Below are 24,457 nucleotides of genomic sequence, written 5' to 3'. Positions count from 1 at the left end.
GGTTTAAGCCATGCGTGCTAGACAATCACGAATTACGAATTACGAATTAATAGCCAAGCTTGCTCTTCGTTTTCTCGAAGATATCGTTCGCCATTTGCGTGTAACGCGTGCTGCCGTTTGCTTCCGCTTGCTTCACGTAAGTGTCCCACTCCGTGCCGATATTCGCTTGGCCCGTAATGAACTTCAGCGTCATCGTCTTCACATAATCCATCAGCGGCTTGGAGATCAGGTTCATCTCTTCGCTATCGTCAGCGGAGCCCATGATCGGAGGAGCGACTTTACGCGGTTCGCGCAGCTTCAGAATGCGGTCGTTGTAATCTTTCTCGCCTTCGGACATCTTCGACAGCTTCAGCTTGGCCGAACCGCCGTAAGCGAATACGCCGCCGCCGAAACCATAGTCGACGTTCAGTTTCTTCTCTGCCGTCGGGTTCAGACCGTTATACGTAATATCCGAGTTGAGCTTGATGTTGCCGTCTGCATCCTTGGAATACGTCTCGCCTTCAACGCCCCACAGGCTCAGCGTATGACCTTCTTCGGAATACCACAGCCAGTCAACGAAACGCAGCATCTCGATGAACTTCTCTTCGCCCAGCTTCTTGAGCGCATTCTGACTGATCATGACGCCGTTCTCCAGACGCGATGCTTCGATTTGAAGCTTACCTTTAGGACCGCCCGGCTGTACGATCATGTACAGCTCCGCGTCAGGAACCTGCATCTTAGAGATCATATCCGCCAAGTTCTGATAGTTGCCGTTGATAACGAACGTGTCGCCTTTGTAGAACTTCGCAAGCGCCGCATCGTCTTCCTGCGTGAACGATTCCGGATCCAGAATGCCTTCTTTATACAGCTTGTTGAAGTACGTCACATAGCTCTTGAAATCTTCCGACGTGTCGGCAAAATTGAACTTCTTCTGGTCTTGGTCGAATACCAAGCCGTTGGACAAGCCCCAGCCGCCTGTTACGCCGTACTCCACAGCTGCGATGTTGAGCGTCGATTCGCCTTTGAAGCGGTCCGACATCACATACTTAGCGCCTGTGAAATCTTTGACTTTCTTCATTGCATCGTAGAACTCTTCATACGTCCAGTTGCCTTCGTTTGCTTTGACATCAACGCCAGCCTTCTCGAAGACGTCTTTGCGAATGATGTACGAGTAGCCGCCGCCTGCAACTTCCCACAGTCCTGGAAGCACGTAGTATTTGCCGTCATCCTTCAGCTTCGCCTTCAGATCTTCCTCCATGCCCCATTCTTTCACTTGTTTCTGGTAGTTCGGCATGTACTGTACATAGTCGCTGATCGGAACGATCTGTCCGCCGGCAACGAACGGGCTTTCATCATACGTCTTCGGAATGATGAATGGTGCATCGCCGCTGTTCACGAGCAGCGTCTTCTGGTTCTCGTACTCGGTTCTCGCCGTGACCGTCAGATCGAAGGAAACGTTCGTTTTCTCCTGAATGGCGCTCCACAGTCTCCAGTCTTTCTTGTACGGATAACCTTCGTTATCGCTGAACATCATGGAGTAGCTCACTGGCTCGTCGGAGCGGAAGGTTTGATCTTCGCCGAATGTGTAACCAAGCGCGTCTGCTTTCGTTTCTGTGTTGCCAGCCGTTTCTGTCGTGTTTGTTTTCTCTGTTGTGCCAGACTCCCCATTTGTGTTCTTGTCACTGTCGCTGCCGCATGCTGCGAGACCGAAAACCATCGACGCCGCAAGCGCTACGCCTGTTGCCTTCATAAACCTGTTCATACTACGCCTCCTCAACCCATCATCGTTTTTATAAATGATAGAAATGACTGCAGCTAACTGCGGTCTTTCTGTGAAACCATCGTTGAATATTGGTTCGCGTGTTACCCCTTGACAGAGCCGATCAGCATGCCCTGCACGAAATATTTCTGCACGAACGGGTAGATACAGATAATCGGCAATGAGGTTAAGATCATGGCAGTCGATTTGATCGTTGCAGCAATCTGCGTAGCAGCCGAGTCGGACGAGCTGAATTCATTCACGCCGATGGCGCTATCGATGATTTGCCGCAAATATAAGGCAACTGGCCAATGGTCCTTCGACTGCAAATAGAGCGAAGCGCTGAACCAGTCGTTCCAGATCGCAACCATACTGAACAGAACCATCGTCGCTAGAATCGGCTTGGAGAGCGGCAGCGTAATTCTTGCGAATATGCCGTACGTGCCTAGTCCATCTACTCTCGCGGCTTCATCCACTTCATTCGGTAAACCGGCGAAGAACGTCTTCACCAAGATGACATTGAATGCGCTGATCGCACCGGGAATAATAATCGCCCAGATGGTATCCCGCATGTGCATCATTTGGGCAACGAGCACGTAGTTCGGAATCAATCCGCCCCCGAAGTACATCGTGAACAGGACGAACGGGATGAAGAACTTGTTCAGGCGAAGTTTATCTTTGGACAACGGATAAGCCAGCATAGCCGTTAAAGATACCGAAATAAGAGTGCCGAGCACAGCGTACAGGATCGTGTTGCTGTAATATTTGTAAAACTCTGGTTTCTGCAGGATGAGCTTATACGTATTCGACGTGAACTCGACCGGAAATAAGGTGACTTTTCCTGCGTATATTGCCGCCTCCGAACTGAAGGACTGCGCGACCAAATAAACGAAAGGGTAGAGCGTAAAGGTGATAACAAACAGCATGACCAATGCGTTAAACCCTTGAAATGCACGATAAGAAAATGAAACCTTCATGCAAGATACTCCCTTCTACCACAGGCTCGTCTTGGTTGTCTTCTTCGAGACGAAGTTCGCCAAGGTCACCAGAATCAAACCGATTACGCCATCGAACAGGCCAACCGCGGTAGCAAAGCTGAAGTTGCCACCAATGCCTTCTTTGCCGCCGATACCCATCCGGTACACGTAGGTGGAGATAACGTCCGCCGTCTCATACGTGAGCGGGTTGTAGAGAAGCAGCACTTTCTCGAAGTTCGAACCCATAATGCCGCCGATATCGAGAACCAGAAGCGTCATGATCGTAGGCAGAATGCCTGGGATTGTAACATGCCATGCCTTGCGGAACCGGCTAGCGCCATCTATGCTGGCAGCTTCGTACAGCTCTGTATTGATACTCGTCATTGCGGCGAGATATAGAATCGTACCCCAGCCCAGACCCTGCCAGATGCCGGACGTGATATAAATCGTCGGGAACCATTCAGGGAGCGAGATGAATTGAATCTTCTCCATCCCGAGGTGACCCAGCAGCGTATTGATCGGTCCGTTCAACGAGACGATCTCCTTGATCATGCCTGCCACGATAACCATCGATATAAAGTGCGGCAGATAAGATACGGTCTGCACTAACTTCTTTACTCGCATATTGCGCAGCTCATTGAGCAGCAGCGCGAATATTAACGTAATCGGGAAACGGAAGATCAAGTACGTAACGCTGAGAAAAATGTTGTTGTAGAAAGCTCGCCAGAAGGTCGGATCCTTCATGAACATGTGGAAGTAACGCAGGCCTACCCACTCGGTACCGAAGATGTTCGGACCGCCGCGATATTTACGGAAAGCGATTACATTTCCTAACATGGGCAAGTACTTGAAAATAACGAAGTACGCAATCGGAATGAGGAGAAAGGAGTACAGCTTCCATTCCTTACGGACGTGCGCCGCAAGAGAAGGCTTCAGCACGACCTGTTTTGCATTTGACATACACCCACCGCTTTCTGCTGATGATGAACTGCTCCACAGGAATGTACACGCGTACATTCCGAACGATCATGATCGAATAATTAAAGAAAATTCGGGGCGCTGGCTGCGCCAAATGTTTAATAATTAAATATTCGATTCGAAATAATAGAAGCAGGTTTTCACATTGTATCCGCTGTCATTCCTGCTGCTGATTAGTATTCTATAGAACGAACCGTTCCTTTTACATAGAGGAAAACAAGATTCGCTTGTAATTATTAAACATCTTTATTCTGTAGCCTTGAACGGCCTCGCGAGCATGTTATGATGAGTTTCGCAGCCCCTCTATCCCATAGACAGGCAACGATTCTAACGATTCTGGAGTTGATAGGTGCGATGGAGTTCAGCCAGTTCGAGTCGATAAACCCCGAAGTATTCCTATTCGTGGATCGCCGTTGCTTTCCGGATTGGGAGATTATTCGCAAGAAAATCGATTTCTATGATTTGACGTTCGTCGTAGGCGGCAAGGCCACTTACTATGTCGATGGCGAGAAAGTTACAGTGGAAGCGGGGGATATGCTGTTCATTCAGGCGGGAAGCGTCAGAGAAGCTCACACCTTCAAGGACGATCCGATGCATTCGTATGCATTCAACTTCCTGCTGCCGGAGCCTTCGAACGAGCTTCGTTTTCCATTCGAGACGGTGACCAAGAGCCGAATTACGAACGATATTCTGAACTACATCTTGGAGTTCAACCGGGTATGGAGCGGCATGCAGCCTGGGTATCGGCTATCCGCCAAAGGCATCTTCATGCTCATTCTCCACCGACTGCTGTCGAATACGTTCCAGAACTCTCCTACCACCAACGCCGACTGTCGGGTCGACCGCGTCAAAGAGTACATTCTCGACAATTTCGCTGATCCGCTGGATATGCTGACGTTATCGAAGGTCGTCAATCTTCATCCCGTCTATCTCGGCAAGCTGTTCAAGAACAGCACCGGCTACAGCATTCGGCATTTCATCAATTTCATTCGGGTCAACAACGCCGAAAGCATGCTGTCGGGCGGCGGCTTCTCCGTCTCCGATGCGGCCCAGCGCTGCGGGTACAATGATATCAGCTATTTCAGCAACGTGTTCCGATCCATTAAGGGCTACCCGCCTTCCAAAGCAGGGATGCAGCAGGGACTGTGGACAGAGGAGAAGAGCGACATTGATACCGATGGCGGCTTCGACAGCGAATAGTTGCGATGTTGGTATGAAAAAGCCTGCTGCAATCGCAATTCGCGAGTGCAGCAGGCTTCTTGTATTTGGGATGAAATTATTGAATGGCAGTTGGTCCCTTCGAGCATTCGCCAGACACATTAGCCTCCTCGACAGCTGCAGCTTGATCGGCGGTCAGCCCGCTGAATACCGCCGTGTCTGTAAGCTTCGACAGCCCCATAAGCGCAACGGCGGAAGACAAGATCCCTCCGCTGCTCCGCGGTGCTGATTCAGTTGCCGACTCCTTACCAGCCGCACGCAGTCGTTTCACAGCCGCGTTCGGGGAAGCCTCGTCGAGCCGTTCGCGTCCAACCCGCTCCCGAGATATGGCATCGGTCACTCTTGAGGCAAGGGCAGCGGCATCATAGTAACGCGACAGCGAAACGACCATGCTTCCCATTCGCTCCTCTTCAGGGAACAACACGCGCGTCACCCCTTCCTCGCGCAGCGCCTCGGCCGTCACTTTGCCTACTGCAACTGCTAGCACATGGCCCTCGAATGCCCGCAGCACTTGATCGCGCACCCCCGCCACCGCCGCTTCACTCATTAAGCAGCGCACTTGAACGGTGCTCGTGAACGCGACGGCGTCCACTTCATCTGCGATAATCTCGCCGAGCAGCAGTTGAATCGCATCGCCCTCCGGCAGGATATGACGGTAAGGCAAGATTTCTTCGCAGATCGCGCCCCTTGCTTCCAGCACCGCATTCAGCTTAGGCGCCGGATCGCCGTACAACTGCAGTCCGACCCGCTTGCCCGTCAAGTTGTATGCATTTAGCAGCTGCAGCAATCCCGCCGTCGTCCCGTCTTCGTCGCGCACTTCAGGCGTCAGGCCCGCCTTGCGCAGCACATTGACGGTCTTGTAGCCTCGCGCCGCGATATGCACACCGCGCAACGTCTCGATGAAGCGGTCCAGTTGGCCCAACTTCTCGGCTGTTGCGAGCAGCGCTTCTGTCCCGACGCCGGTCGTTAGGACGAGCCAATCAACCGGATTCTCGATCAGCGACTGCAGCTGCTCGGCAAATTGCGAGTCGTCGAGAAACACCGTTCCTTGCGCCGGGCGTATAACAGCCGTTCCGCCGAATTTACTGATCATGCGCGCCATTTCGTCCGCTTTGCGCGGCCCTGTCACTGCGATTGTTTTGCCTTCCAGTCGCATCTCTACCAGCTCCTTAAACGTTTCCGCATGAAACACACTTCGTAAGCATACACCTAACGTTCCCGAAGGAAACGTACTTCTTAAGCATTAGCCTAACGTTTCCGGAGGAAACGCAGTAGCATTGCTTGCGAAACGTTGTATTACGAAACCTTAGACTGTACGCTATCGAGATGGAGCAGCACATTGCCGCTTCCGTCTACGCTGGTCTCGAACGTGCGCACACAACCTTCATCCGGATCCTGCACGATACCATTCGTCAGGTTGATCTTCCAGTCATGCAGCGGGCAGTACACATGGCCGTCGCATACTAACCCTTCGGACAGCTTTCCCTGCTTATGCGGGCAGCTGTTCTCGACCGCCTTCACCGTGCCGTCGCTCAGCTTGAACAATGCGAGCTCCAGCTCCCCCATTCGAAACACTTTACCCCGACGCTCCGGAAATTCCGTAATATGTCCGATCAAATATTGCTCCATGCCGCTCTCTCCTCTCGAATCTCTCTCTATCCCTCTCTATACTGAACCCGACTATACTCTATATTGACTGATCCGCCTTCGTCACCGTCGCCGCTGCAGCTTCTGCATGAACAGGTGCCGTAAGGGCGTCGAAGGCGCTGCGCAGCTCATCATTCTCGATAATTTGCTTCCATGGGTCCTGCGTCAGGCTGAGCGTATGGTCAATGCGGGAGTTGAGCGCATCGCGTTCTTCTTTCTTCTCCAGCGCTTTCTTGATCGCATCCAGTCCAACGCGTGCCGCCCACTCGCTCGTGCGCTCCAGGTACGTCGCATCCTCACGGTAGTACTGCAAGTAAGCGCCCGTCCATTCCAACACTTCTTCTTCCGTTTTCACTTTGACAAGCAGCTCTGCTGCGCGAACCTTCGTACCGCCGTTGCCGCCGACGTAGATTTCCCATCCGCCGTCGATCGCGATAACGCCAAGGTCCTTGATCGTCGATTCCGCGCAGTTCCGCGGGCAGCCCGATACAGCCAGCTTCACTTTATGCGGCGTATTAAGCCGCTCGAATTTCTTCTCCATATCGATGCCCATCTGGATCGAATCCTGCGTACCGAAGCGGCAGAACGTCTTGCCGACGCATGTCTTAACGGTACGAAGCGTCTTGCCGTAGGCGTAGCCCGATGGCATGTCGAGATCCTTCCACATTTTCGGCAGATCCTCTTTCTTTACGCCAAGCAGGTCGATCCGCTGACCGCCAGTTATTTTGACAAGCGGCACCTCGTATTTCTCGGCTACCTCAGCAATCCGTTTGAGATCCTCTGGCGTCGTCACGCCGCCATAGATACGAGGCACGACGGAGTACGTGCCGTCCTTCTGAATGTTCGCGTGGTTCCGTTCGTTAACGAAACGCGATTCCAGCTCATCCTCGTGTTCCGCCGGCCATATCATACCCAGATAGTAGTTGAGCGCAGGGCGGCATTTGGAGCAGCCCTCAGGATTTTTCCACTCGAGTACGGCCATGACTTCACGGGAGGTTGTGAGCCGCATGCTGCGGACCGCTTCAACCACTTCATCGCGCGAATGTGTCGTACAGCCGCAGATCCCTTCCTTCACTGCCGAAACATTGTCTGCACCGACTGTTTCCAGCAGGATCGCTTCGACGAGCGGTTTGCAGCCGCCGCAGGAGCCGGACGCCTTGGTGCACGCCTTAATCTCGCCAACGCTGACACAACCTTTCTCCGTGATCGCTTCAACGATCGTATCCTTTGTTACGCCGTTGCAGCCGCAGACGATTTCGTCGCCGCTCATCGCTTTGACAAGGTCTTCTGGTCCGCTCGCCTTGCCGCCACCGCTCGGACCGAACAGCACTTCCTTCTCGCGGCCAGCGAAGCTCTCTCCTTTGCGAATATAGGAGAACAGCTTGGAGCCTTCAGATGTATCACCGAACAGTACAGCACCTGAAATCTTGCCGTCTTTGAACACAACCTTCTTATAGATACCATCGAGATCGTCCTGAACCCGCAGCGCACGCGTATCCGGCCCGTCTGAGAAGTCGCCGGCAGAGAACACGTTGACGCCAGAGATTTTCAGCTTCGTCGACAGAACGGAGCCCTGATAGCCGTCCGCTTCAATGCCTGCGAGCTTCTTCGCCAATACAGCGCCTTGCTCATATAGTGGAGCGACGAGTCCGTATACGATGCCGCGGTGCTCCGCGCACTCGCCGACTGCATATACATTCGGAATATTCGTCTGCATGTAGTCGTCTACGACGATGCCGCGGTTAACGGTAACGCCTGCATCCTTCGCAAGCAGGGAATTGGCTTTAATGCCAACTGCCATTACGATAAGATCGGCTTCAACAGAAGTACCGTCCTTGAAGGTCAACCCTTCGACGCGCTCGCCGCCGATGATCGTATCGGAGTTTTTGGTGAGCAGGAACTTCATCCCTTGGCGCTCCAACTCCGCTTGCAGCAGCTTCGCCGCCGTCTCATCGAGCTGACGTTCCATTAAATAGTGGTGAATGTGGACAACATGAACTTCCATATTCAGATTGACCAGACCACGGGCAGCCTCGAGGCCGAGCAGACCACCGCCGATAACGACTGCCTTCTTATATTGCTTCGATGCGGAGAGCATCGTCTCGCAGTCCTTAATATCGCGGAAGGCGATAACCCCTTCCTTATCCGCGCCTGGAAGCGGCAGCATGAACGGCAGAGAGCCCGTCGCGAACACCAGCTCATCGTATTCCAATTGAAGCCCGAGATTCGTCGTTACTGTCCGCGCTTCCGTATCCACCGCCGTTACCGTCTGTCCGGCATGAAGCTGAATGTTATTCTCCCGATACCATTCCCAACTGTTCAATACGATATCTTCCATCGTCGCTTCACCGGCCAATACAGAAGACAACATGATCCGGTTGTAGTTCGGATGAGGTTCCGATCCAATAATCGTAATGTCATAACGATGCGGGTTCAGCTTTAGCAACTGCTCTACAAACGATACGCCAGCCATGCCGTTGCCGATCATCACTAGTTTCTTCATCGTCTCTCCTCCTGTCGAAGCCCATCTCTTTCTATTCGCACGTACATGGCAGCCGCCGTCTCCTTAGAGTGTGTGTTCAAAAGTCGGCGACTTTTTGAACTACATCTTAGAGACATAAAAAGCCTATCCCTCCCGCAGTCTGTGCGTCATACGCACATCCAGTGAGTGAGATAGGCTCCATTGCCATCGTTTGCGGCACGCCATTGTGCCGACTTCTATTGGTCTTAATGGCTTCAGTATATCGATCTCTGGAGTTAATGTCAACTAACCTAACATAAAATATCAAAAAAGCTATCTTGATCGATAATTCAACCTTTTGACCGTCGACAGTTTTCTGTCTCTATGTTATATTTTATAACAATTGATTTGCCAGAAATCGGAGGGATGAGTCATCGATATGAAAACAATCCTGCTCATTGAAGATGACGACAAGAATGGATTACGGGATCGGCTGAAGGATTGCTGCCGAACGATCCATCGCGCGCGGTCAGAGCAGGAAGCTTGCGGCCTAATAGCGGTCGTTGAAGGCGTCATTCTGGACATTCCGCTCTCACAGCTGCATCACTGGCAAGCGGCGCTCACCGCGATGCGGCGCGTCCCGCTGCTATGGCATTGCACCGAACAGAAGCTGCCGGCCCAGATGGACTGGGGCTTCGCCTTGGATGGTGTTCTGTTTCCTTCCATGACGGCAGCTGAGCTGAAGCATGCGCTTCTGTGGGGATCCCGCATTCACCAGCAGCGCAAGCGCTGGGGCGAAGAACGCGAGCAGCTTATGCAGCGTATTGAAGAACGCAAATGGATCGATCAAGCGAAGGCAGTATTATGTGAGATTCGCGGCATAAGCGAGAGCGAGGCTTACGATTTTCTGCGCAAACAAGCCATGAATGAACGGAAACGGATGGGCGATGTCGCAGCATCGATCGTAAAGGTGTATCAGCTTATCCATGGTTGATAGGTGTTTGAATGCGAAGGATCAGGTGTCCTTAGATGATTTACAACAGGCGAAATTATTTGTGTTAGGTATATTGACACGCAAATGACATGTCGCATATACTCCAATTACATTCACAATGCCGTGAATCGATACCGGTCGGTACAATGCTGTATCCGCCGCAGGCAATGGGGCCAAGTTGCAACTCTTCTGTATGGGAGAGAAGCGATTTGGTCCCCTTTTTGTATGGCAGAGAAGCCAACAGGCAAGTGTGTTTCAAGGAGTATGGAGAGAACGAACGGTTCAAGAGAGTGAAACAAAACAGAAAGAAAAAGAGAGAAAGCTTGGTCACTAGGAGAGGAGAATGGTTCAATGGCAGGAAAAGGTTTCTTGAAAAGCGGTCACACCCCATCGTTGTTTAGCGCTTTCGCTTACTTCGACATCAGTTTCATGGTCTGGAGTATGCTCGGGCCGCTCGCAGTTGTTATTATGAATGACTACCCGATGGATGCAGCGCAGAAAGCAAATCTCGTTGCGCTTCCTGTACTCGGCGGCTCCATCCTCCGACTCGTATTCGGCTTCCTAACCGACTACATCGGACCGAAACGAACAGGTCAGCTCGGTATGCTGATCACGTTCGTCCCGCTCGTATTAGGCTGGCAGTTCGTTGATTCGCTTGATTCCTTGTATATCGTCGCCCTGCTGCTCGGCTTCGCCGGCGCATCGTTCGCCGCAGCACTCCCGCTTGCGAGCCGCTGGTACCCACCGCAGTATCAAGGATTGGCGATGGGCATCGCCGGCGCCGGCAACAGCGGCACCGTATTCTCTACACTGTTCGCCAATCGGATTGCAATGCACTATGACTCCTGGCATGTTGTGTTCGGTCTTGCTATTATCCCCATCGCGATCGTATTCGTCGTCTTCACTCTGCTTGCTAAGGATAGCCCGAATCAACCTGCGCCGAAGAAACTCGCGGATTACGCGAAGGTGCTAAAGCTCCGCGACACCTGGCTGTTCTGTCTGCTGTATGGCGTTACCTTCGGCGGTTTCGTCGGTATGGCGAACTACTTAACGATCTTCTTTAACACTCAGTATGAGCTTAGTGCAGTGCGCGCAGCAGACTTCGCAACGCTGTGCGTGATCGCCGGCAGCTTCTTCCGACCGGTAGGCGGATGGCTGTCCGACCGCATCGGCGGCATCAACATGCTGCTCGGCTTGTACGGCGTCGTTGCCATCATGCTTGCTTGCATCTCCACTCTTCCGCCTTTTGGACTTATCGTCGTCTTGCTGTTCATCATGATGATGTCGCTCGGCATGGGGAACGGCGCCGTGTTCCAGCTTGTCCCTCAACGTTTCCGCGAGGAAATTGGCCTCATCACCGGCATCGTTGGCGCAGCGGGCGGCCTTGGCGGCTACTTCCTGCCGAAGATTCTCGGCAACATCAAGCAAGCAACCGGCTCCTACTCGACCGGCTTCCTGATTATCTGCGGCATCTCGCTGCTCTGCGTGTTCACGATTCTGGTCGTTCAAGGCAGCTGGAAGCGCACTTGGATCGGCACTGGCGGCAAAGCACGTGCAGACCAAGGCGTAATCGTATCCTCTTAATGAACATCAGGAAACAGATCGAACATTTGAACGTGATCCACCAATCTCTTTGCGAAAGGAAGCTGATTCGATATGAACAAGCATGAACGTCGATACGCAACGAATGAAGGGGATGCCTACGGTGCAGGCTCAAACGCCCCATCCTACGAGGATTCCCCCTGGGAAATGGCTGATTTCGGAGATTGGATGGACGCAGTGGATCTGTTTGAGATGTATGAGTAGTAATCGCTGTATGGGTTCAGTGCGAGGATGTACGCCCCCGTTACAGAGGGAGAGTCTCGATCAGAGTAACTCGGTGATGGGCGGTTGCGCTTAAAGGTTTATCACCGATATGTATGGTAAATCTGCATCGACAGCTTGAGGATGTGTAAAAGCAAAACCTCGGATGACCGCACTTAATGGTCGGATAACCGGCCCTTATATGACAAAAGGTTGAGCCTTGTGCGGGCTCAACCTTTTTCATTATGCAGCTGCTGCATGAAGTCCCGCAACGCCTCGCGCCAGTGACGCATCTGCGGGAGACCGTTCGCGCGGATCGCGCTGTGGTCGAGCACTGAATACGCCGGGCGTGGCGCCGGACGCGGAAACTCCGCGGTCGTGCACGGCTCGACCTTCGAAGGCAGACCACCCTCTTCGAAGATCGCGGCGGCGAATTCGTACCACGAGCAGCTGCCGCTGTTCGTGGCGTGATAGATGCCGTAAGCTTCCGTCGCAACGAGCGTCAGCAGCATCTGCGCGAGGTCCGCTGTATAGGTCGGCGAACCGAACTGGTCGCTGACGACCTTCACCGTGCCGCCCGCTTCACCAAGCCGCAGCATCGTTCGCACGAAGTTTGCTCCGTGGGCCCCGTACACCCAAGCGGTCCGCACGATGAAGTACCGATCATGCAGCGTCTGCACGAGCTGCTCGCCTGCCAGCTTCGACTTGCCGTACACGGTCAGCGGATTCGTTCTGTCGTATTCGTTGTAGGGCGTTGCTGAGCTGCCATCGAACACGTAGTCCGTGCTGACGAAGGCCAGCTTCGCCCCGACTTCACGCGCCGCAATGGCGATATTGCGCGAACCAGCAGCGTTAACCTGGTAGGCGCTGTCGGAGTCTGTTTCCGCGCGGTCGACCGCAGTATAGGCTGCGCAATGGATGACCGCATCCGGCTTCACCTGCTCCAGCACCGCCCGGCACTGCGCCAGGTCGGTTATATCTAGCTCGGCGCGACCGAAGCCGATAAGCTCATAGTTCGGATCGCTTCGCAGCATAAGCTCGCGACCCAGTTGGCCATTCGCCCCCGTGACGACAATGCGCAGAGGCGCTATTTTTCCCAAAAGTGCGGGTTCGATTGTTTGTGACTCATTCGGTTCGATAGTTGTCATGGCTTATCGCCGTCGTCACTGCCGCCGTACCGGGTGTCATAGTAAGCACGGTAAGCGCCGCTCCGAACGTCGTCTAACCACTGCTTATTCGCTTGGTACCACCGAATCGTCTCCCGAATGCCGCTCTCGTAGTCGTGCTTCGGCGTCCAGCCGAGCTCGTTACGGATTCGATCCGCGTCGATCGCGTATCTGCGGTCATGCCCGAGCCGATCCTCGACATACGTAATAAGCGACTCCGGCTTGCCCAACTCCGCCAGTATCGTGCGCACGACCTGCAGATTCGTCCGCTCATTACGTCCGCCGATGTTGTACACCTCGCCTTTCTTGCCCTTGCGCAGCACCAGGTCGATCGCACTGCAATGATCCTCGACATACAGCCAATCGCGAATATTCAGCCCGTCGCCATACACCGGCAGCGGTTGATCGTCCATTGCTCGCTGCAGCATGAGCGGAATGAGCTTCTCCGGGAATTGGTACGGACCGTAGTTGTTCGAGCATCTTGTAATGTTAACAGGCAGCCCATAGGTCTCGTGATACGCACGTACGAGAAGATCCGAGCCCGCTTTACTCGCGGAGTAAGGACTGTTCGGCGCCAGCGGCGTCGTCTCCGTGAACAGACCATCCTCCCCGAGCGTGCCGTACACTTCATCCGTCGATACATGCACGAACTTGCCGACGTTATACTGCCTTGCGAGTTCCAACAGCGTCTGTGTGCCAAGCACGTTTGTCCGAACGAACAAATCTGGCTGCGTGATGCTCCGATCGACATGCGATTCCGCAGCAAAATGCACAACGGCGGCCAATCCCTCCGCGAACAAGGGCTCAAGCGCCGAACGGTCCGTTATGTCAGCCCGCACGAACTGATATTGCTTGGACTGGTCCACATCTTTCAAATTGCGCAAATTGCCCGCATAGGTCAGCGCATCGACATTGATGATCGATACATCGTCATATTGGCCAAGCATATAATGGATATAATTGCTTCCGATAAACCCGGCTCCGCCGGTTACTAGCACCCTCATTTCGTTCATCCTTCGTAATCAAAATTGTTGTCCGCATCCGCCAGCAGCGGGTGCCGACCATCTTTGTCCGATAACACGGGAGCGTTCGTCGGCCAATCAATAGCAAGCACGGGGTCATTCCACGCGATGCCCCGGTCATGCTCCTGCGAGTAATACTGATCCACCTTATATTGTACCTCGCAGTCCGGCACTAGCGTACAGAAGCCATGCGCGAAGCCGCGCGGCACGAGCAGCTGTCTTCGGTTATCCGCCGATAAAATAAACCCTTCCCACTTGCCGTAGGTCGGAGAGCCACGCCGAATATCGACAATGACGTCGTAGATCGCACCTTTCGTTACGCGCACCAGCTTCGTCTGCGCCTGCGGATTCAGCTGATAGTGAAGCCCCCGCAGCACGCCCGCCTCACGCGACAAAGAATGATTGTCCTGCACGAAGCGATAGGATAGGCCGCGCTCATCCCACAGCCGTTCCTGATAACTCTCCATGAAGAAGCCTCGATGATCACCATATACAGCCGGTTCGATCAGCTTCGCTCCGGACAGCCCCGTTGGTCGAATATTCAATGTACCGTTCACCGCCTAATTCCTATAGTTGCAGCCGGACACCTTGAAGAAACACGCACCGTGCGCCGGCCCGTCGTCGTCCTTCTACAGCATATGTTTGCAGACGCAAAGAAATATAGACGTTTTTGACGGTTGATATATGGAAAATCGATATTTTCGGGATTGAAACGACAATAAACTGTGATACAATATGTATCATTGGAGCCGTGATGAAACAACTTGTCGCCATCCTGCGAGAAGTGCAATCCGTTTCATTCCAGAGAAATATACGCTCAGCAATGAGGTACAAACATATACACCAATATATTTTTAGACAAATAGGAGGTTTGTGTTATGTCAATGTCCCTGCACCATGCAATGGCCGCACTGCCGCAATTGGTGCTCTCTTCGATTCTTATGCCTGTCATCATTTATTTGTGTGCCCCTGTCATGATGATGGGCTCGCTATCCACCATGTCAGCCTCGGTTATCGCTGTCTACGCTTCACTGCTCATTCTGTCGCATGCCATCGGCATCCGCGTTATGCAACGCAATGCGCAGGCGCTCGCCATAATCATCCCCACGGTTCTGGTTGCCGATGCCGCCGCAATGCTGATCGGTATGAACTGGTACGGTACGACGGTCATCGACCTTTTGATCAAAATGTAACGCTCGCCGCTTCACGACGCCCTATGCTCTACTTCTGATTGCGCTCCAAATCATAATCTACCATCATCTCGATCAACTGATTGAAATCCACTTCCCGCTTCCATCCAAGCTTGCTACTCGCTTTCGAACTGTCACCCAGCAGCAAATCCACCTCAGCTGGACGCACGAATGCCGGATCAATGACGACATACTGCCGGTAATCAAGGCCAACATAACCAAATGCCACTTCCAGCAGCTCTCGCACAGAATGCGTCTCTCCCGTTGCAATCACATAATCATCAGGTTCATCCTGCTGCAGCATCAGCCACATCGCTTGTACATAATCGCCTGCAAAGCCCCAATCTCGAAGCGCATCCAGATTGCCCATCCGCAGTTCTTGATCCAACCCCAGCTTAATGCGTGCAGCAGCATTAGTAACTTTGCGCGTCACGAATTCCAAGCCACGGCGCGGTGACTCATGGTTGAACAGGATGCCCGAGCAGGCGTACATATTGAAGCTTTCCCGGTAATTGACCGTAATCCAATGACCGTACACTTTGGCCACCCCATAAGGGCTCCGCGGATAAAAAGGTGTCGTTTCCTTCTGCGGCGTTTCGACGACTTTACCGAACATTTCGCTGCTGGATGCTTGGTAGAAACGTGCCGTCGGCTTCACAATACGTACCGCCTCCAGCATATTCGTAACGGCCAGCGCCGTAATCTGCCCCGTCGCAATCGGCTGCGGCCACGACGCCGCGACGAACGACTGCGCCGCCAGATTGTACACCTCATCAGGATCAGACACTCGAACTGCTTCAATGAGCGATGCCAGATCCGTCAGATCACCCGACACCCAATGAATCCGATCTTGGATCGCTGCAACATTCTCGTAATTCGGCGTGCTCGTTCTACGCCTCAACCCATAGACTTCATAGCCCTTCTCGAGCAGCAGCTCTGCCAAATACGAGCCATCCTGCCCCGTGATGCCTGTAATGAGTGCGCGCTTCATGTGTTCTTTCCCTTCTGGTTGCTATATCTTTCGTTGCTGCACATAACGAATGACTTGGGAGCATACATCTTAATGCTACTTTATGCTCTGCAACCAATATGAACACGGCTATATGATGTCTATTATTTGATGGGGTTACTTGAAAGAATGGAGAGATATGATACAATATGTATCATAAAGGATAAAAAAAGGGGGCTTTCAAAGATGCCTGCTTTAAACCTGAAGCGTCAATCTGCAGTAATCCTTATCCAGCTACTACTGTCCTCGCTTCTTCTTCCCGTTCTGATTTACCTCATCAGCGGACCTATTCTAGAGGATGGCTCCATTCCAACTGCGTCCGCCATTGTCCTATCTATCTACGCAACTCTGCTTACAGCTTCCCATGTAGTCGGCATGAAACTGATGTCCCGCCATTATATTTCGCTCGCCATCTTCATACTGGCCAGCATCGCCGCTGATGGTGCAGTTATGCTAGCCGGTATGAACGTATATGGCACTCAGGTCGTAGAATTTCTATTTAAGCTATAAACGATAGAGAAATTGAAGTGAGCGAGCTACTTCATCATAGTCTCAAGCGTTTTACGGCCTGCGGCAATCTCCGACTCAAATTTAGTACGATACTCTTGGATGATAGCAGTACTGTAGCCGTTTGCCGTCAATTTGGCTTCTGTGTCTGCAAGAACAGCATTAAACTGTGAAGTAATTTCCGTTAGGTAAGCTTCACCTTGCGCATAAATCGATTTCTTCGCAGCATTATCCTTGGCGTCCAAATATTGTTGAGCCAAGCTCAGGAAACGTGATTGGGCAGCGTTATAGAGCGCCTGCAGCTTCGAATCTGCCTCAGATTTGATCTGATCATAGGTCGGCTTGGTTGTCGTTCCACCGCCGCCTACAGGGCCTGTACCTGCACCATTGCCGGAAGAAGTACCGTTACCAGTATTCGTTCCTTGCTCACCGCCAGTTGTCTCATCGGTTTTACCGCCGCTGCCACCGTTCGATTGTTCGTCACGGTATGACTTCGACTCACCTGAGATCCGATGATTCACCGAGTCCCACTTAATCTGAGTTCCAATGCTCTCGCTCATGAATCGAACCGGCACATAGATCGAATTGTTAACCATGAAGGCCGATTGCCCTGCCGGCAGATTGCGTGTAACGCCATCAAAAACGAAGGACGCAGCTACTGGCGAAGCTGTAATCGTCTTGCCACCTACCGAAGACTGCTTACCTTGCGCCCCAGCAGCGTTCATCAAATACTCGCGAAGGACAGTAAGTTCACTAGCTGACGGCTCTGTCACTGTCACCTTTTTCGTTGCGCTATCCCAGACAACCTTCTTCTGAAGTGCGTACGAAATAAAACGAACCGGTACATAGGACGTACCTTGACTCACAAATATAAATTGCCCATCCGGCAGGTTTACGGTCTTGCCGTCGAATACAAGCTCGAGCGCGGATGTTTGTACTTTCACCGGCTTAGTCGTTGTTGTTTGCGCATTCGCTACAGCTGGGAGCATTAGTGCAAGGGCAAGAATCGCTACCCAAATAGATTTCAGTTTAGTACCCAAAATTTATCCCTACTTTCCGTTCATTTTCTTCATAATTGCCGCAATGCCGCTCGAGCGAGCCGCAACCTTTGCCTTGTCATATTCCGATTTCCAGTTAGGCATCGAGGTTGCAGGAATACCAGCCGCTTTATAGTCAGCTTTCGCCTGAGACTGAAGTTCGCTGAACTGACTGTCACAGGCAGCTTCTGCATCCGCTAGCTGACCAAGGAACTTCGCCTGGAGCTTGCTAAGCGAAGGCTTCGAGTCCGACTCCAAGTCCTTCAGGATCGTATTCAGCAGCGTATTACTCTTGGCTGTACAGGTTGACTTAAGCGAGGAGAGCTTCTGGTCGTACTTCGCATTGATTTCCTTTTGCTTTTCTTTTTGTTGCTGGGTTAAAACAGTGGAATCGTTTTTAGTTGGTTCGGTGGACGGCTTGTCCGATTCGGTAGAGGTAGAAGGTTGCTTCGTCCCCGACGTCTGAGGTTTTGCAGCTTTACCCGATTGCATCTCACTCCACTGTTTCTCATGCTCTTTAATTTTCTCCGGGTCTCTTTCTCCAACCCATTCAATCGGATAATCCGGATTAAGGATGACAAGGTGTTTACCATATTTACTTGTAATAGAGCGCAAGAGTTTTATTTCTTCCGAAGTTAACTTCTCTAAGAGTAAATCCCGAATACGCTGTTTTTCCTCTGTCGTTAAATCATACGACGCATTTCCTTGCAGGTATTTGATATCGCGGAGACTAAGTCCTGAGTTCAACAATATAGCTGCAACGTCCAGTGCATCCTGTCCCTCAATATCCTTGCCAACCAGGCTTGCTGCCTTATCCACGGCACCTTCCATGACCTTCGGTATTTTAACCGGCTCGTTCACTTTAATGTCACTGCCCGTATTATCCTCTGTTTCTACGGGATGTCGACTCTTGATATCATCCAGACTAATTGACTTAAGATAAATGTAGCCCGCAGTTAATGCTGCGATAACAAGCACTATTATTGTAACAACTATAATCAATAGCCACTTCAACCATCGCCGCATCTTCTTTTTTTTCCTAACCCGCTTATTCACTGGAATCTCGGTAGTCATATTACCTCCTGCTTTTTTGCTGGCAAATAACATTCATTTGTCATGCAAGCGTATGATCTAACTGACCATTAATAACAGGCCTACCCACTGAATAATAATGCAGCCCTGTCTTAGATACATCTTCAAGCCTGTAAACATTACGACCATCAATCAGGATTGAGCCATGCATACGTAAATCAATCTCCTCAAGATCAGCTTTTACGAAGCAATCCCACTCTGTCAGCAGACACAGCGCATCACTGTTATCAACAACATCCCACATATCATTACACCAATTAATAGATGTTTCATCACTAAAATATACTTGCCGGAAATTATCTTGTGCAATAGGGTCGTATACTTTCAGTTCTGCCCCCTCATCCAGCAGCCGTTGAATAATATCAAAGGCAGGTGCTTCCCTGACATCATCTGTACCTGGTTTAAATGCTAATCCCCAGATACCAATGATTCGCCCCTGCAAATTGCCAAGCGTTTCATGCAGCTTATCCAGCACACTACCCCGCTGTAATTTATTAACCTCAACTACAGATTTCAATAACTTGAAATCATATGACAGGTTACCGGCAATTTGAATGAGTGCCTGCGTATCCTTTGGAAAGCATGAGCCACCGTAGCCAATTCCCGCGCGTAGGAACGAGGATCCGATTCGCGAATCTAAACCCATGCCGCGAGCGACCTCTTCCACATTCGCTTCAACCTTTTCACATATGTTCGCTATCTCATTAATAAATGAAATTTTCGTAGCAAGAAATGCATTAGAAGCATACTTAATCATCTCTGCACTGCGTATATCGGTTTGTACTACTTGATCGGTCAGCGGCCTATGCAACTCGTACAATACATTAGCCGCTCGTTGACTGCTTGTGCCTATGACGATCCGATCTGGATTGAGCGTATCACGAACCGCTGTACCTTCACGTAAAAACTCCGGTACAGAGGCAACATCAAATGGTTGGGCAGTCTGTTCACGTATCCAGTTAACCACCTGGTCATTGGTTCCCACAGGGACCGTACTCTTGGTTACAATGACTTTATATCCATTCAACACACTGCCGATCTCGCTTGCAACAGCTTGAATAAATTCCAAATTTGCTTCACCGTTCGGAAGAGACGGGGTTCCCACTGCTATAATTACAATCTCCGACTCTCTTATTGCACTTGCAAAATCGGTCGTGAACCTCAGTCTTCCGGCATTAGAGTTTCGAATCATAAGTTCCTGAAGTCCCGGTTCATATATCGGAGTCTTACCTGCAATAAGCATTGCAATCTTTTCCGATAATTTATCGACACAAATGACTTCATTCCCCAACTCCGCAAAACACACACCAGAAACGAGTCCAACATACCCAGTTCCAATTACAGCAATTTTCACCTTCTACACCTCTTTTAGCAGATCGGAAATCTGAACATAATTTCTCAGTATATTTTCCCACTGCAATTCCAATCGAACGATATCTTCCTCAATCAATTCATCACCTGTCTGAACCTCTATGATTTCCAGTTCAGTCAATGCACGAATACTGTGCCTCATATTAGGTTGAACTACGATGATATCTCCACTAGTTACATTTACATGACGTCCATCAAGCACCATCTCACCACTACCAGATACTATGGTCCATACTTCACGACGCTTCAAGTGGTACTGGTAACTGAGATTACAATTAGGCGAGATATGAATACGTTTAGTTAATACCTGACTGCCGTCCGGATATTTTATAAAATCGAGAACACGATATCGTCCCCAACGTCGCTCCTCGTACATTGGTCGTTGATCCAGGTCCTTAATCAAATCTTTAATTCGCGGGCTTGCCACTTTGTCCGAAATTAATATGCCATCCGGACTTGCTGCAACAACTGCATTAGAAATGCCCAATACCGTAATAGGGATATCTAGTTCGTTTATGACATGAGTGTTCTTAGAATCATCCGACATCGTTACGTTACCAAGCTTATCACTGCCCATTTCCTCTGTAAGGGTGTTCCATGTGCCCAGGTCTTTCCAATATCCATCGTACGGCAGCACGATGATCTTATCGGCTTTCTCCACCACCTCATAGTCAAAGCTTATCTTCTTCATTTGATTATACTGTTTTAATAATTCTTCATAATGAACTGACAAATTCATAGAAACCAAATGATTTACGATATACTCAAGACGAAACGCAAAAACACCACAATTCCATAACGCTTCTTGCTTTATCAACTCTATGGCTTTTGCTTCACTAGGTTTTTCTTCAAAATGGCTTACTGGTGTAAATGTTGAAGAATTGCTTCCTAACTGCGGCACAATATAGCCGTATTTCTCTGATGGATAGGTAGGCTTCACTCCTAGAAGTCCAATATCCGCTTGGGAGTCATGTAGGCACGTCTCGAGCTCCTGAATTCTAGTAAAGAAATGGTCTTCTACATACGGATCAACAGGTAACACAACTATGGTCTCATCCAATGAAGCAGACTCCATCGAATAGACATATGATGCAGCCAGGGCAATAGCAGGAAATGTGTCTCTACGTTCCGGCTCTACAATTGTTCTCACGTCATTACCAATTTGGTTATGGATAACCTCTACTTGTGCCTGGCCCGTCGCTATATATGACTTTGCAGACAATCCATTCTGCTTCAGTTGTCTATACACACGTTGTACCATTGATTCCCGCTGGTTATTCTCATCTTCTAGTAATGGAAGAAATTGTTTCGACCGAGAATCATTAGAGAGCGGCCACAATCGTTTGCCCGAACCACCTGAAAGTAATATTAGTCTCACTTTATAACCTCATTTCTCCCAATTGAGTATTGTTAGTGAAAAAATAAGAGGCATCTACCGTGATTTCCTTACTTTCACCCATTAGGCGAATTATCTCATCCGCATTGGAGGCAACAGATGCAAATCCTTTATCTATTAAATCTTCTACATACTCCATACCTGTCGATTTCATGATGATCGTCTTACAGCCTTGTGCTAGCCCTTCATATATTGCCGTAGAATAAACGCCTACTTGAAACTCGGATTCAGCTTGTATTTGGTGAAGCCCTATTCGATTGTGATCAATAACTGTGAAATGCGCTAGGTTCAAAGCTTCTACTAAAGCGGGATACTCTGACTCCCACCTATCATATTCACCAGGATGAAGCTTGTAGACAATTTGGTAATCGCGCATCTTTTGGGCAAGCTCCAACGCTTGCAGCGATAGTTCCTTGCCGATTGTACCCTGTGAAATAAATAAAATCTGCTGCTTCTTGGACACCGCATTAATATTGCCTAATAAAAAATTGGATAGGTGTGGTAATCCATACTCAATTAATTCGCTTTGAGCGATGGGATAATTAGCAGCACCCCTCCAGTACTCCCCAAATATAAATATTTGATCCGGATAATACGGGATACGTTGTTTCGCATCTGGATAACTATAACCAAGATGATATTTACTAATAATTCCGTGCTGGATTTCTACGACCTTAATACCTAAGTCCTGAGCAGCAGCAATCATTGCCTTATGTCCATACGAGACTACGACATATATTAATCGAGGTTTCTTAAGCTTAAATAGCTTCTTAAATACATGATACCTAGATTTGAATATCTTGACTTCATTGATTATGAGCGTCTGCAGACTATCTCCGTATCCGAGTTGATCATGTAACATACGTTCAATTTCACGCAGAACTTCTTGTTCGTCATCATTTATTTTCAATCGAATAGTTTTCCGATAAAAGTAACTAAACAATTTCTCAAAGTCAGCGAACTTACGCTCGAGGTCACTTGGAATAAAATGATTGTTTAAATAATCGTAATCCAACACTTCATAATTTGCATCTTCATTGCGTAATTGCTCGATTAATTCTGAAGTATATATATCAATATATCTCTCATTGACTTTAACTTTTCGAATATGATCAAATACTAGGATATCCTTCTGTCCGGTCAATAATGGACTATGCAACAACGTGTTTATAAAGAATTTAAACAGTTTTTTAGACTTAGCCCCTGTATACTCAGAATGTGCTACACCAAATCCACCAGACTCTCTCATTAACTGATGAAACAATTGATTGCGAATAAGAGGCCAATAGTATACATCTCCAATATGCCTATAATTTAATTGATAACGTTGCTCTAGTTCCCATATCAATCCACATACCTGAGACACTCTCATTTACATTCTCCGCTCCACTCTTAATGTTTTGACCTAACCATTCCGTGTAGCGTAGCAATCCAAGGCAAAGGATAAAGCTTTATAACAGCAATCCAGGTACCAATAAATGAAATAAAAAAAGAAATACAAGTTGCATATGCAGCCCCTGAAACACCCAGATAGTGGATGAACATATAAGATAGAATGATGTTCAACAGTGCTGTGCAGCCCGTAATAATTGCAACAATACCCGTTCGCTTTAAATAAAATAAGTAATTCGTTACCATTTTGTACATCCCATTAAATGCAAACCCTAATGCAATCCAAATAACATATTGGCTTGCATTATGATATTCATTACCAACTAAATACTTCAGTAATAACGGTGCACTCACACCTAAAGTCAACGCGATTATTAAGATGATAACGATATAGAAATAAGTATATTTGATCGCAAGCATCTTCAACTCTATACTGTCTTTCTTCAGCTTATCAAACAGCCAAGGAGTCCAAGCACGATTAAATGCATCTTGAAGTACTCCGATCATAGAACCAATCTGATACCCGACCAAATAAATACCAGTGGCCTCGACACCTTCAAAGTTAGTAAGGAAAACACGATCAATCATTGTTATTATTAATCCGCTTATGATATGGGGGATAAGTGGAACACCGTATTTTAATGCATCCTTGATATAATCAACGTTGAATCGGTATTTGATCCACTTATTCCGTGTTAGCATAAATACAGATACTATTCCGAATAGTACATATCCGACTACTTGAGCAGCTAAACGTCCTTCCCATCCGTAATCGAATATAACAAGTAAATATACCGTTAATAATGCAGAGAAAGCCGTCTGCAATATCATATATATACCATATTGTTTTGGCTTCATCTGAACTTGCCAGATAATTAGATTAATAAGTGTCAAGGTTTGAAAGAAACAAGATACGACGACTGTCCAGATCCAATTATCAGGTACGGAAGTCCAGTCACTTAACTTGGAGGACATAAAATACACAATAAATGAAATCAGCACAGTCGACGATATCATAATCACAATACAGTTAAAGACATAGGAAGAAAAATCAATCTTATCTCGATCATAATAGTTTCTATTAATCGTACCATTAATGTTAATACTTATTAGCGGCATACAGAAAGAAAAGAGCACGGTAAACATCGCTGTAATGCCGAACTCTTCTGGACTCAAATAGCGAGTCAATAACGGCAATAACAAAAATGGTATTCCTGCATTGAACATATTTGTCAATGTGTATATACCGGACGTGCGTAATAACGAATTGCTTGATTTAATATTCACACTGAACAGTCCCTCTGCTAAAAGACTTCTATGAAAAAGAGCACTCTAGTCCACCGATTAATTACTCTTAGATGAAATTCTTGTATGTAAACTAATAAAGCCCTTTGAAACCCGGCTTCTTAGCAGTTACAGATCATGCAGATGGACGGCACTGCGGATAAGCTTTCTTCTA

At 49.2% G+C, this 24,457-nt stretch carries 22 protein-coding genes; 6 read left to right on the top strand and 16 right to left on the bottom strand.

Annotation, left to right across the window (positions count from 1 at the left end; genetic code table 11):
• Positions 1-46: 46 nt before the first annotated feature.
• From H8B09_RS18380 to H8B09_RS18370, 3 genes are all read right to left on the bottom strand, one after another.
• A complete protein-coding gene (locus H8B09_RS18380) occupies positions 47-1,741 on the bottom strand; it encodes an ABC transporter substrate-binding protein (RefSeq protein WP_191204997.1) in 1,695 nt (564 codons plus the stop codon).
• Between the two features lie 101 nt (positions 1,742-1,842).
• Positions 1,843-2,715: a carbohydrate ABC transporter permease gene (locus H8B09_RS18375; RefSeq protein ID WP_191204996.1), complete on the bottom strand. Its 873-nt coding sequence runs from the start codon at positions 2,713-2,715 to the stop codon at positions 1,843-1,845.
• 15 nt (positions 2,716-2,730) lie between these two features.
• A complete protein-coding gene (locus H8B09_RS18370) occupies positions 2,731-3,675 on the bottom strand; it encodes an ABC transporter permease (protein ID WP_191204995.1) in 945 nt (314 codons plus the stop codon).
• A 300-nt stretch (positions 3,676-3,975) separates the two neighbouring features.
• On the opposite strand from H8B09_RS18370, the gene H8B09_RS18365 reads away from it, so the two are divergent.
• Positions 3,976-4,893, top strand: coding sequence for an AraC family transcriptional regulator (locus tag H8B09_RS18365; protein ID WP_318152657.1), 918 nt, complete (start codon positions 3,976-3,978; stop codon positions 4,891-4,893).
• Positions 4,894-4,969: 76 nt separating this feature from the next.
• Here H8B09_RS18365 and H8B09_RS18360 read toward each other — a convergent pair whose 3' ends face one another.
• From H8B09_RS18360 to nirB, 3 genes are all read right to left on the bottom strand, one after another.
• Positions 4,970-6,067 carry a uroporphyrinogen-III synthase gene (locus tag H8B09_RS18360; protein WP_191204994.1) on the bottom strand — a complete coding sequence of 366 codons (1,098 nt, stop codon included), beginning with the start codon at positions 6,065-6,067 and terminating at the stop codon, positions 4,970-4,972.
• Positions 6,068-6,207: 140 nt separating this feature from the next.
• Positions 6,208-6,540: a nitrite reductase small subunit NirD gene (nirD, locus tag H8B09_RS18355; RefSeq protein ID WP_191204993.1), complete on the bottom strand. Its 333-nt coding sequence runs from the start codon at positions 6,538-6,540 to the stop codon at positions 6,208-6,210.
• Positions 6,541-6,598: 58 nt separating this feature from the next.
• Positions 6,599-9,061: a nitrite reductase large subunit NirB gene (nirB, locus tag H8B09_RS18350; protein WP_191204992.1), complete on the bottom strand. Its 2,463-nt coding sequence runs from the start codon at positions 9,059-9,061 to the stop codon at positions 6,599-6,601.
• Between the two features lie 397 nt (positions 9,062-9,458).
• Between nirB and H8B09_RS18345 the strand changes: the two genes are divergently transcribed.
• From H8B09_RS18345 to H8B09_RS18335, 3 genes are all read left to right on the top strand, one after another.
• Positions 9,459-10,013, top strand: coding sequence for an ANTAR domain-containing response regulator (locus H8B09_RS18345; protein ID WP_191204991.1), 555 nt, complete (start codon positions 9,459-9,461; stop codon positions 10,011-10,013).
• Positions 10,014-10,364: 351 nt separating this feature from the next.
• On the top strand, positions 10,365-11,597 hold the full coding sequence (locus H8B09_RS18340) for a nitrate/nitrite transporter (protein ID WP_191204990.1): 1,233 nt from the start codon (positions 10,365-10,367) through the stop codon (positions 11,595-11,597).
• Positions 11,598-11,669: 72 nt separating this feature from the next.
• Positions 11,670-11,819, top strand: a complete 150-nt coding sequence (locus H8B09_RS18335) for a hypothetical protein (protein ID WP_191204989.1) — start codon at positions 11,670-11,672, stop codon at positions 11,817-11,819.
• A gap of 227 nt (positions 11,820-12,046) precedes the next feature.
• Here the strand turns inward: H8B09_RS18335 and rfbD are convergent, their stop codons facing one another.
• The 3 genes from rfbD to rfbC form a co-directional block, all read right to left on the bottom strand.
• Positions 12,047-12,898: a dTDP-4-dehydrorhamnose reductase gene (rfbD, locus tag H8B09_RS18330; protein WP_191205172.1), complete on the bottom strand. Its 852-nt coding sequence runs from the start codon at positions 12,896-12,898 to the stop codon at positions 12,047-12,049.
• A 62-nt stretch (positions 12,899-12,960) separates the two neighbouring features.
• The gene (gene rfbB / locus H8B09_RS18325) at positions 12,961-13,986 is read right to left on the bottom strand and encodes a dTDP-glucose 4,6-dehydratase (RefSeq protein WP_191204988.1); all 1,026 of its coding nucleotides are present in this window, start codon (positions 13,984-13,986) and stop codon (positions 12,961-12,963) included.
• Between the two features lie 5 nt (positions 13,987-13,991).
• Positions 13,992-14,549 (bottom strand): dTDP-4-dehydrorhamnose 3,5-epimerase, encoded by a 558-nt coding sequence (gene rfbC / locus H8B09_RS18320; protein WP_191204987.1) that lies wholly within the window; start codon positions 14,547-14,549, stop codon positions 13,992-13,994.
• A 333-nt stretch (positions 14,550-14,882) separates the two neighbouring features.
• Between rfbC and H8B09_RS18315 the strand changes: the two genes are divergently transcribed.
• Positions 14,883-15,197, top strand: a complete 315-nt coding sequence (locus tag H8B09_RS18315) for a hypothetical protein (protein WP_191204986.1) — start codon at positions 14,883-14,885, stop codon at positions 15,195-15,197.
• Positions 15,198-15,225: 28 nt separating this feature from the next.
• On the opposite strand, the gene gmd is transcribed toward H8B09_RS18315, so the two are convergent.
• Positions 15,226-16,185 (bottom strand): GDP-mannose 4,6-dehydratase, encoded by a 960-nt coding sequence (gmd, locus tag H8B09_RS18310; protein WP_191204985.1) that lies wholly within the window; start codon positions 16,183-16,185, stop codon positions 15,226-15,228.
• A 204-nt stretch (positions 16,186-16,389) separates the two neighbouring features.
• On the opposite strand from gmd, the gene H8B09_RS18305 reads away from it, so the two are divergent.
• Positions 16,390-16,713, top strand: a complete 324-nt coding sequence (locus tag H8B09_RS18305; RefSeq protein ID WP_191204984.1) for a hypothetical protein — start codon at positions 16,390-16,392, stop codon at positions 16,711-16,713.
• Between the two features lie 26 nt (positions 16,714-16,739).
• Here the strand turns inward: H8B09_RS18305 and H8B09_RS18300 are convergent, their stop codons facing one another.
• From H8B09_RS18300 to H8B09_RS18275, 6 genes are read right to left on the bottom strand one after another with little or no spacing between them, the layout of a single operon-like run.
• Entirely contained in the window at positions 16,740-17,750 is a 1,011-nt protein-coding gene (locus H8B09_RS18300; RefSeq protein ID WP_191204983.1) for a copper amine oxidase N-terminal domain-containing protein, read from the bottom strand.
• Positions 17,751-17,759: 9 nt separating this feature from the next.
• Positions 17,760-18,821: a hypothetical protein gene (locus tag H8B09_RS18295; protein WP_191204982.1), complete on the bottom strand. Its 1,062-nt coding sequence runs from the start codon at positions 18,819-18,821 to the stop codon at positions 17,760-17,762.
• Positions 18,822-18,861: 40 nt separating this feature from the next.
• The gene (locus H8B09_RS18290) at positions 18,862-20,193 is read right to left on the bottom strand and encodes a UDP-glucose dehydrogenase family protein (RefSeq protein ID WP_191204981.1); all 1,332 of its coding nucleotides are present in this window, start codon (positions 20,191-20,193) and stop codon (positions 18,862-18,864) included.
• A 3-nt stretch (positions 20,194-20,196) separates the two neighbouring features.
• On the bottom strand, positions 20,197-21,588 hold the full coding sequence (locus H8B09_RS18285) for a sugar phosphate nucleotidyltransferase (RefSeq protein WP_191204980.1): 1,392 nt from the start codon (positions 21,586-21,588) through the stop codon (positions 20,197-20,199).
• A gap of 1 nt (position 21,589) precedes the next feature.
• Positions 21,590-22,978 (bottom strand): hypothetical protein, encoded by a 1,389-nt coding sequence (locus tag H8B09_RS18280; protein WP_191204979.1) that lies wholly within the window; start codon positions 22,976-22,978, stop codon positions 21,590-21,592.
• 20 nt (positions 22,979-22,998) lie between these two features.
• Positions 22,999-24,285, bottom strand: a complete 1,287-nt coding sequence (locus tag H8B09_RS18275; protein ID WP_318152656.1) for a lipopolysaccharide biosynthesis protein — start codon at positions 24,283-24,285, stop codon at positions 22,999-23,001.
• Positions 24,286-24,457 lie beyond the last annotated feature (172 nt).

The sequence above is a fragment of the Paenibacillus terricola genome, assembly GCF_014779765.1.
GTDB classification, from domain to species: Bacteria; Bacillota; Bacilli; order Paenibacillales; family Paenibacillaceae; genus Paenibacillus_T; species Paenibacillus_T terricola.
Note: the sequence above shows the minus strand (reverse complement) of the source record. Positions and strands in the feature narration are given on the sequence as shown.

What these genes read in the sequence shown, in the direction of transcription:
- H8B09_RS18295 (WP_191204982.1), bottom strand. Translation starts at nt 18,821, where the DNA reads ATGACTACCGAGATTCCAGTGAATAAGCGGGTTAGGAAAAAAAAGAAG.
- rfbB (WP_191204988.1), bottom strand. Translation starts at nt 13,986, where the DNA reads ATGAGGGTGCTAGTAACCGGCGGAGCCGGGTTTATCGGAAGCAATTAT.
- H8B09_RS18280 (WP_191204979.1), bottom strand. Translation starts at nt 22,978, where the DNA reads ATGAGAGTGTCTCAGGTATGTGGATTGATATGGGAACTAGAGCAACGT.
- H8B09_RS18315 (WP_191204986.1), top strand. Translation starts at nt 14,883, where the DNA reads ATGTCAATGTCCCTGCACCATGCAATGGCCGCACTGCCGCAATTGGTG.
- H8B09_RS18375 (WP_191204996.1), bottom strand. Translation starts at nt 2,715, where the DNA reads ATGAAGGTTTCATTTTCTTATCGTGCATTTCAAGGGTTTAACGCATTG.
- H8B09_RS18345 (WP_191204991.1), top strand. Translation starts at nt 9,459, where the DNA reads ATGAAAACAATCCTGCTCATTGAAGATGACGACAAGAATGGATTACGG.
- H8B09_RS18380 (WP_191204997.1), bottom strand. Translation starts at nt 1,741, where the DNA reads ATGAACAGGTTTATGAAGGCAACAGGCGTAGCGCTTGCGGCGTCGATG.
- H8B09_RS18360 (WP_191204994.1), bottom strand. Translation starts at nt 6,067, where the DNA reads ATGCGACTGGAAGGCAAAACAATCGCAGTGACAGGGCCGCGCAAAGCG.
- H8B09_RS18335 (WP_191204989.1), top strand. Translation starts at nt 11,670, where the DNA reads ATGAACAAGCATGAACGTCGATACGCAACGAATGAAGGGGATGCCTAC.
- H8B09_RS18365 (WP_318152657.1), top strand. Translation starts at nt 3,976, where the DNA reads ATGATGAGTTTCGCAGCCCCTCTATCCCATAGACAGGCAACGATTCTA.
- gmd (WP_191204985.1), bottom strand. Translation starts at nt 16,185, where the DNA reads ATGAAGCGCGCACTCATTACAGGCATCACGGGGCAGGATGGCTCGTAT.
- H8B09_RS18340 (WP_191204990.1), top strand. Translation starts at nt 10,365, where the DNA reads ATGGCAGGAAAAGGTTTCTTGAAAAGCGGTCACACCCCATCGTTGTTT.
- nirD (WP_191204993.1), bottom strand. Translation starts at nt 6,540, where the DNA reads ATGGAGCAATATTTGATCGGACATATTACGGAATTTCCGGAGCGTCGG.
- H8B09_RS18305 (WP_191204984.1), top strand. Translation starts at nt 16,390, where the DNA reads ATGCCTGCTTTAAACCTGAAGCGTCAATCTGCAGTAATCCTTATCCAG.
- nirB (WP_191204992.1), bottom strand. Translation starts at nt 9,061, where the DNA reads ATGAAGAAACTAGTGATGATCGGCAACGGCATGGCTGGCGTATCGTTT.
- H8B09_RS18370 (WP_191204995.1), bottom strand. Translation starts at nt 3,675, where the DNA reads ATGTCAAATGCAAAACAGGTCGTGCTGAAGCCTTCTCTTGCGGCGCAC.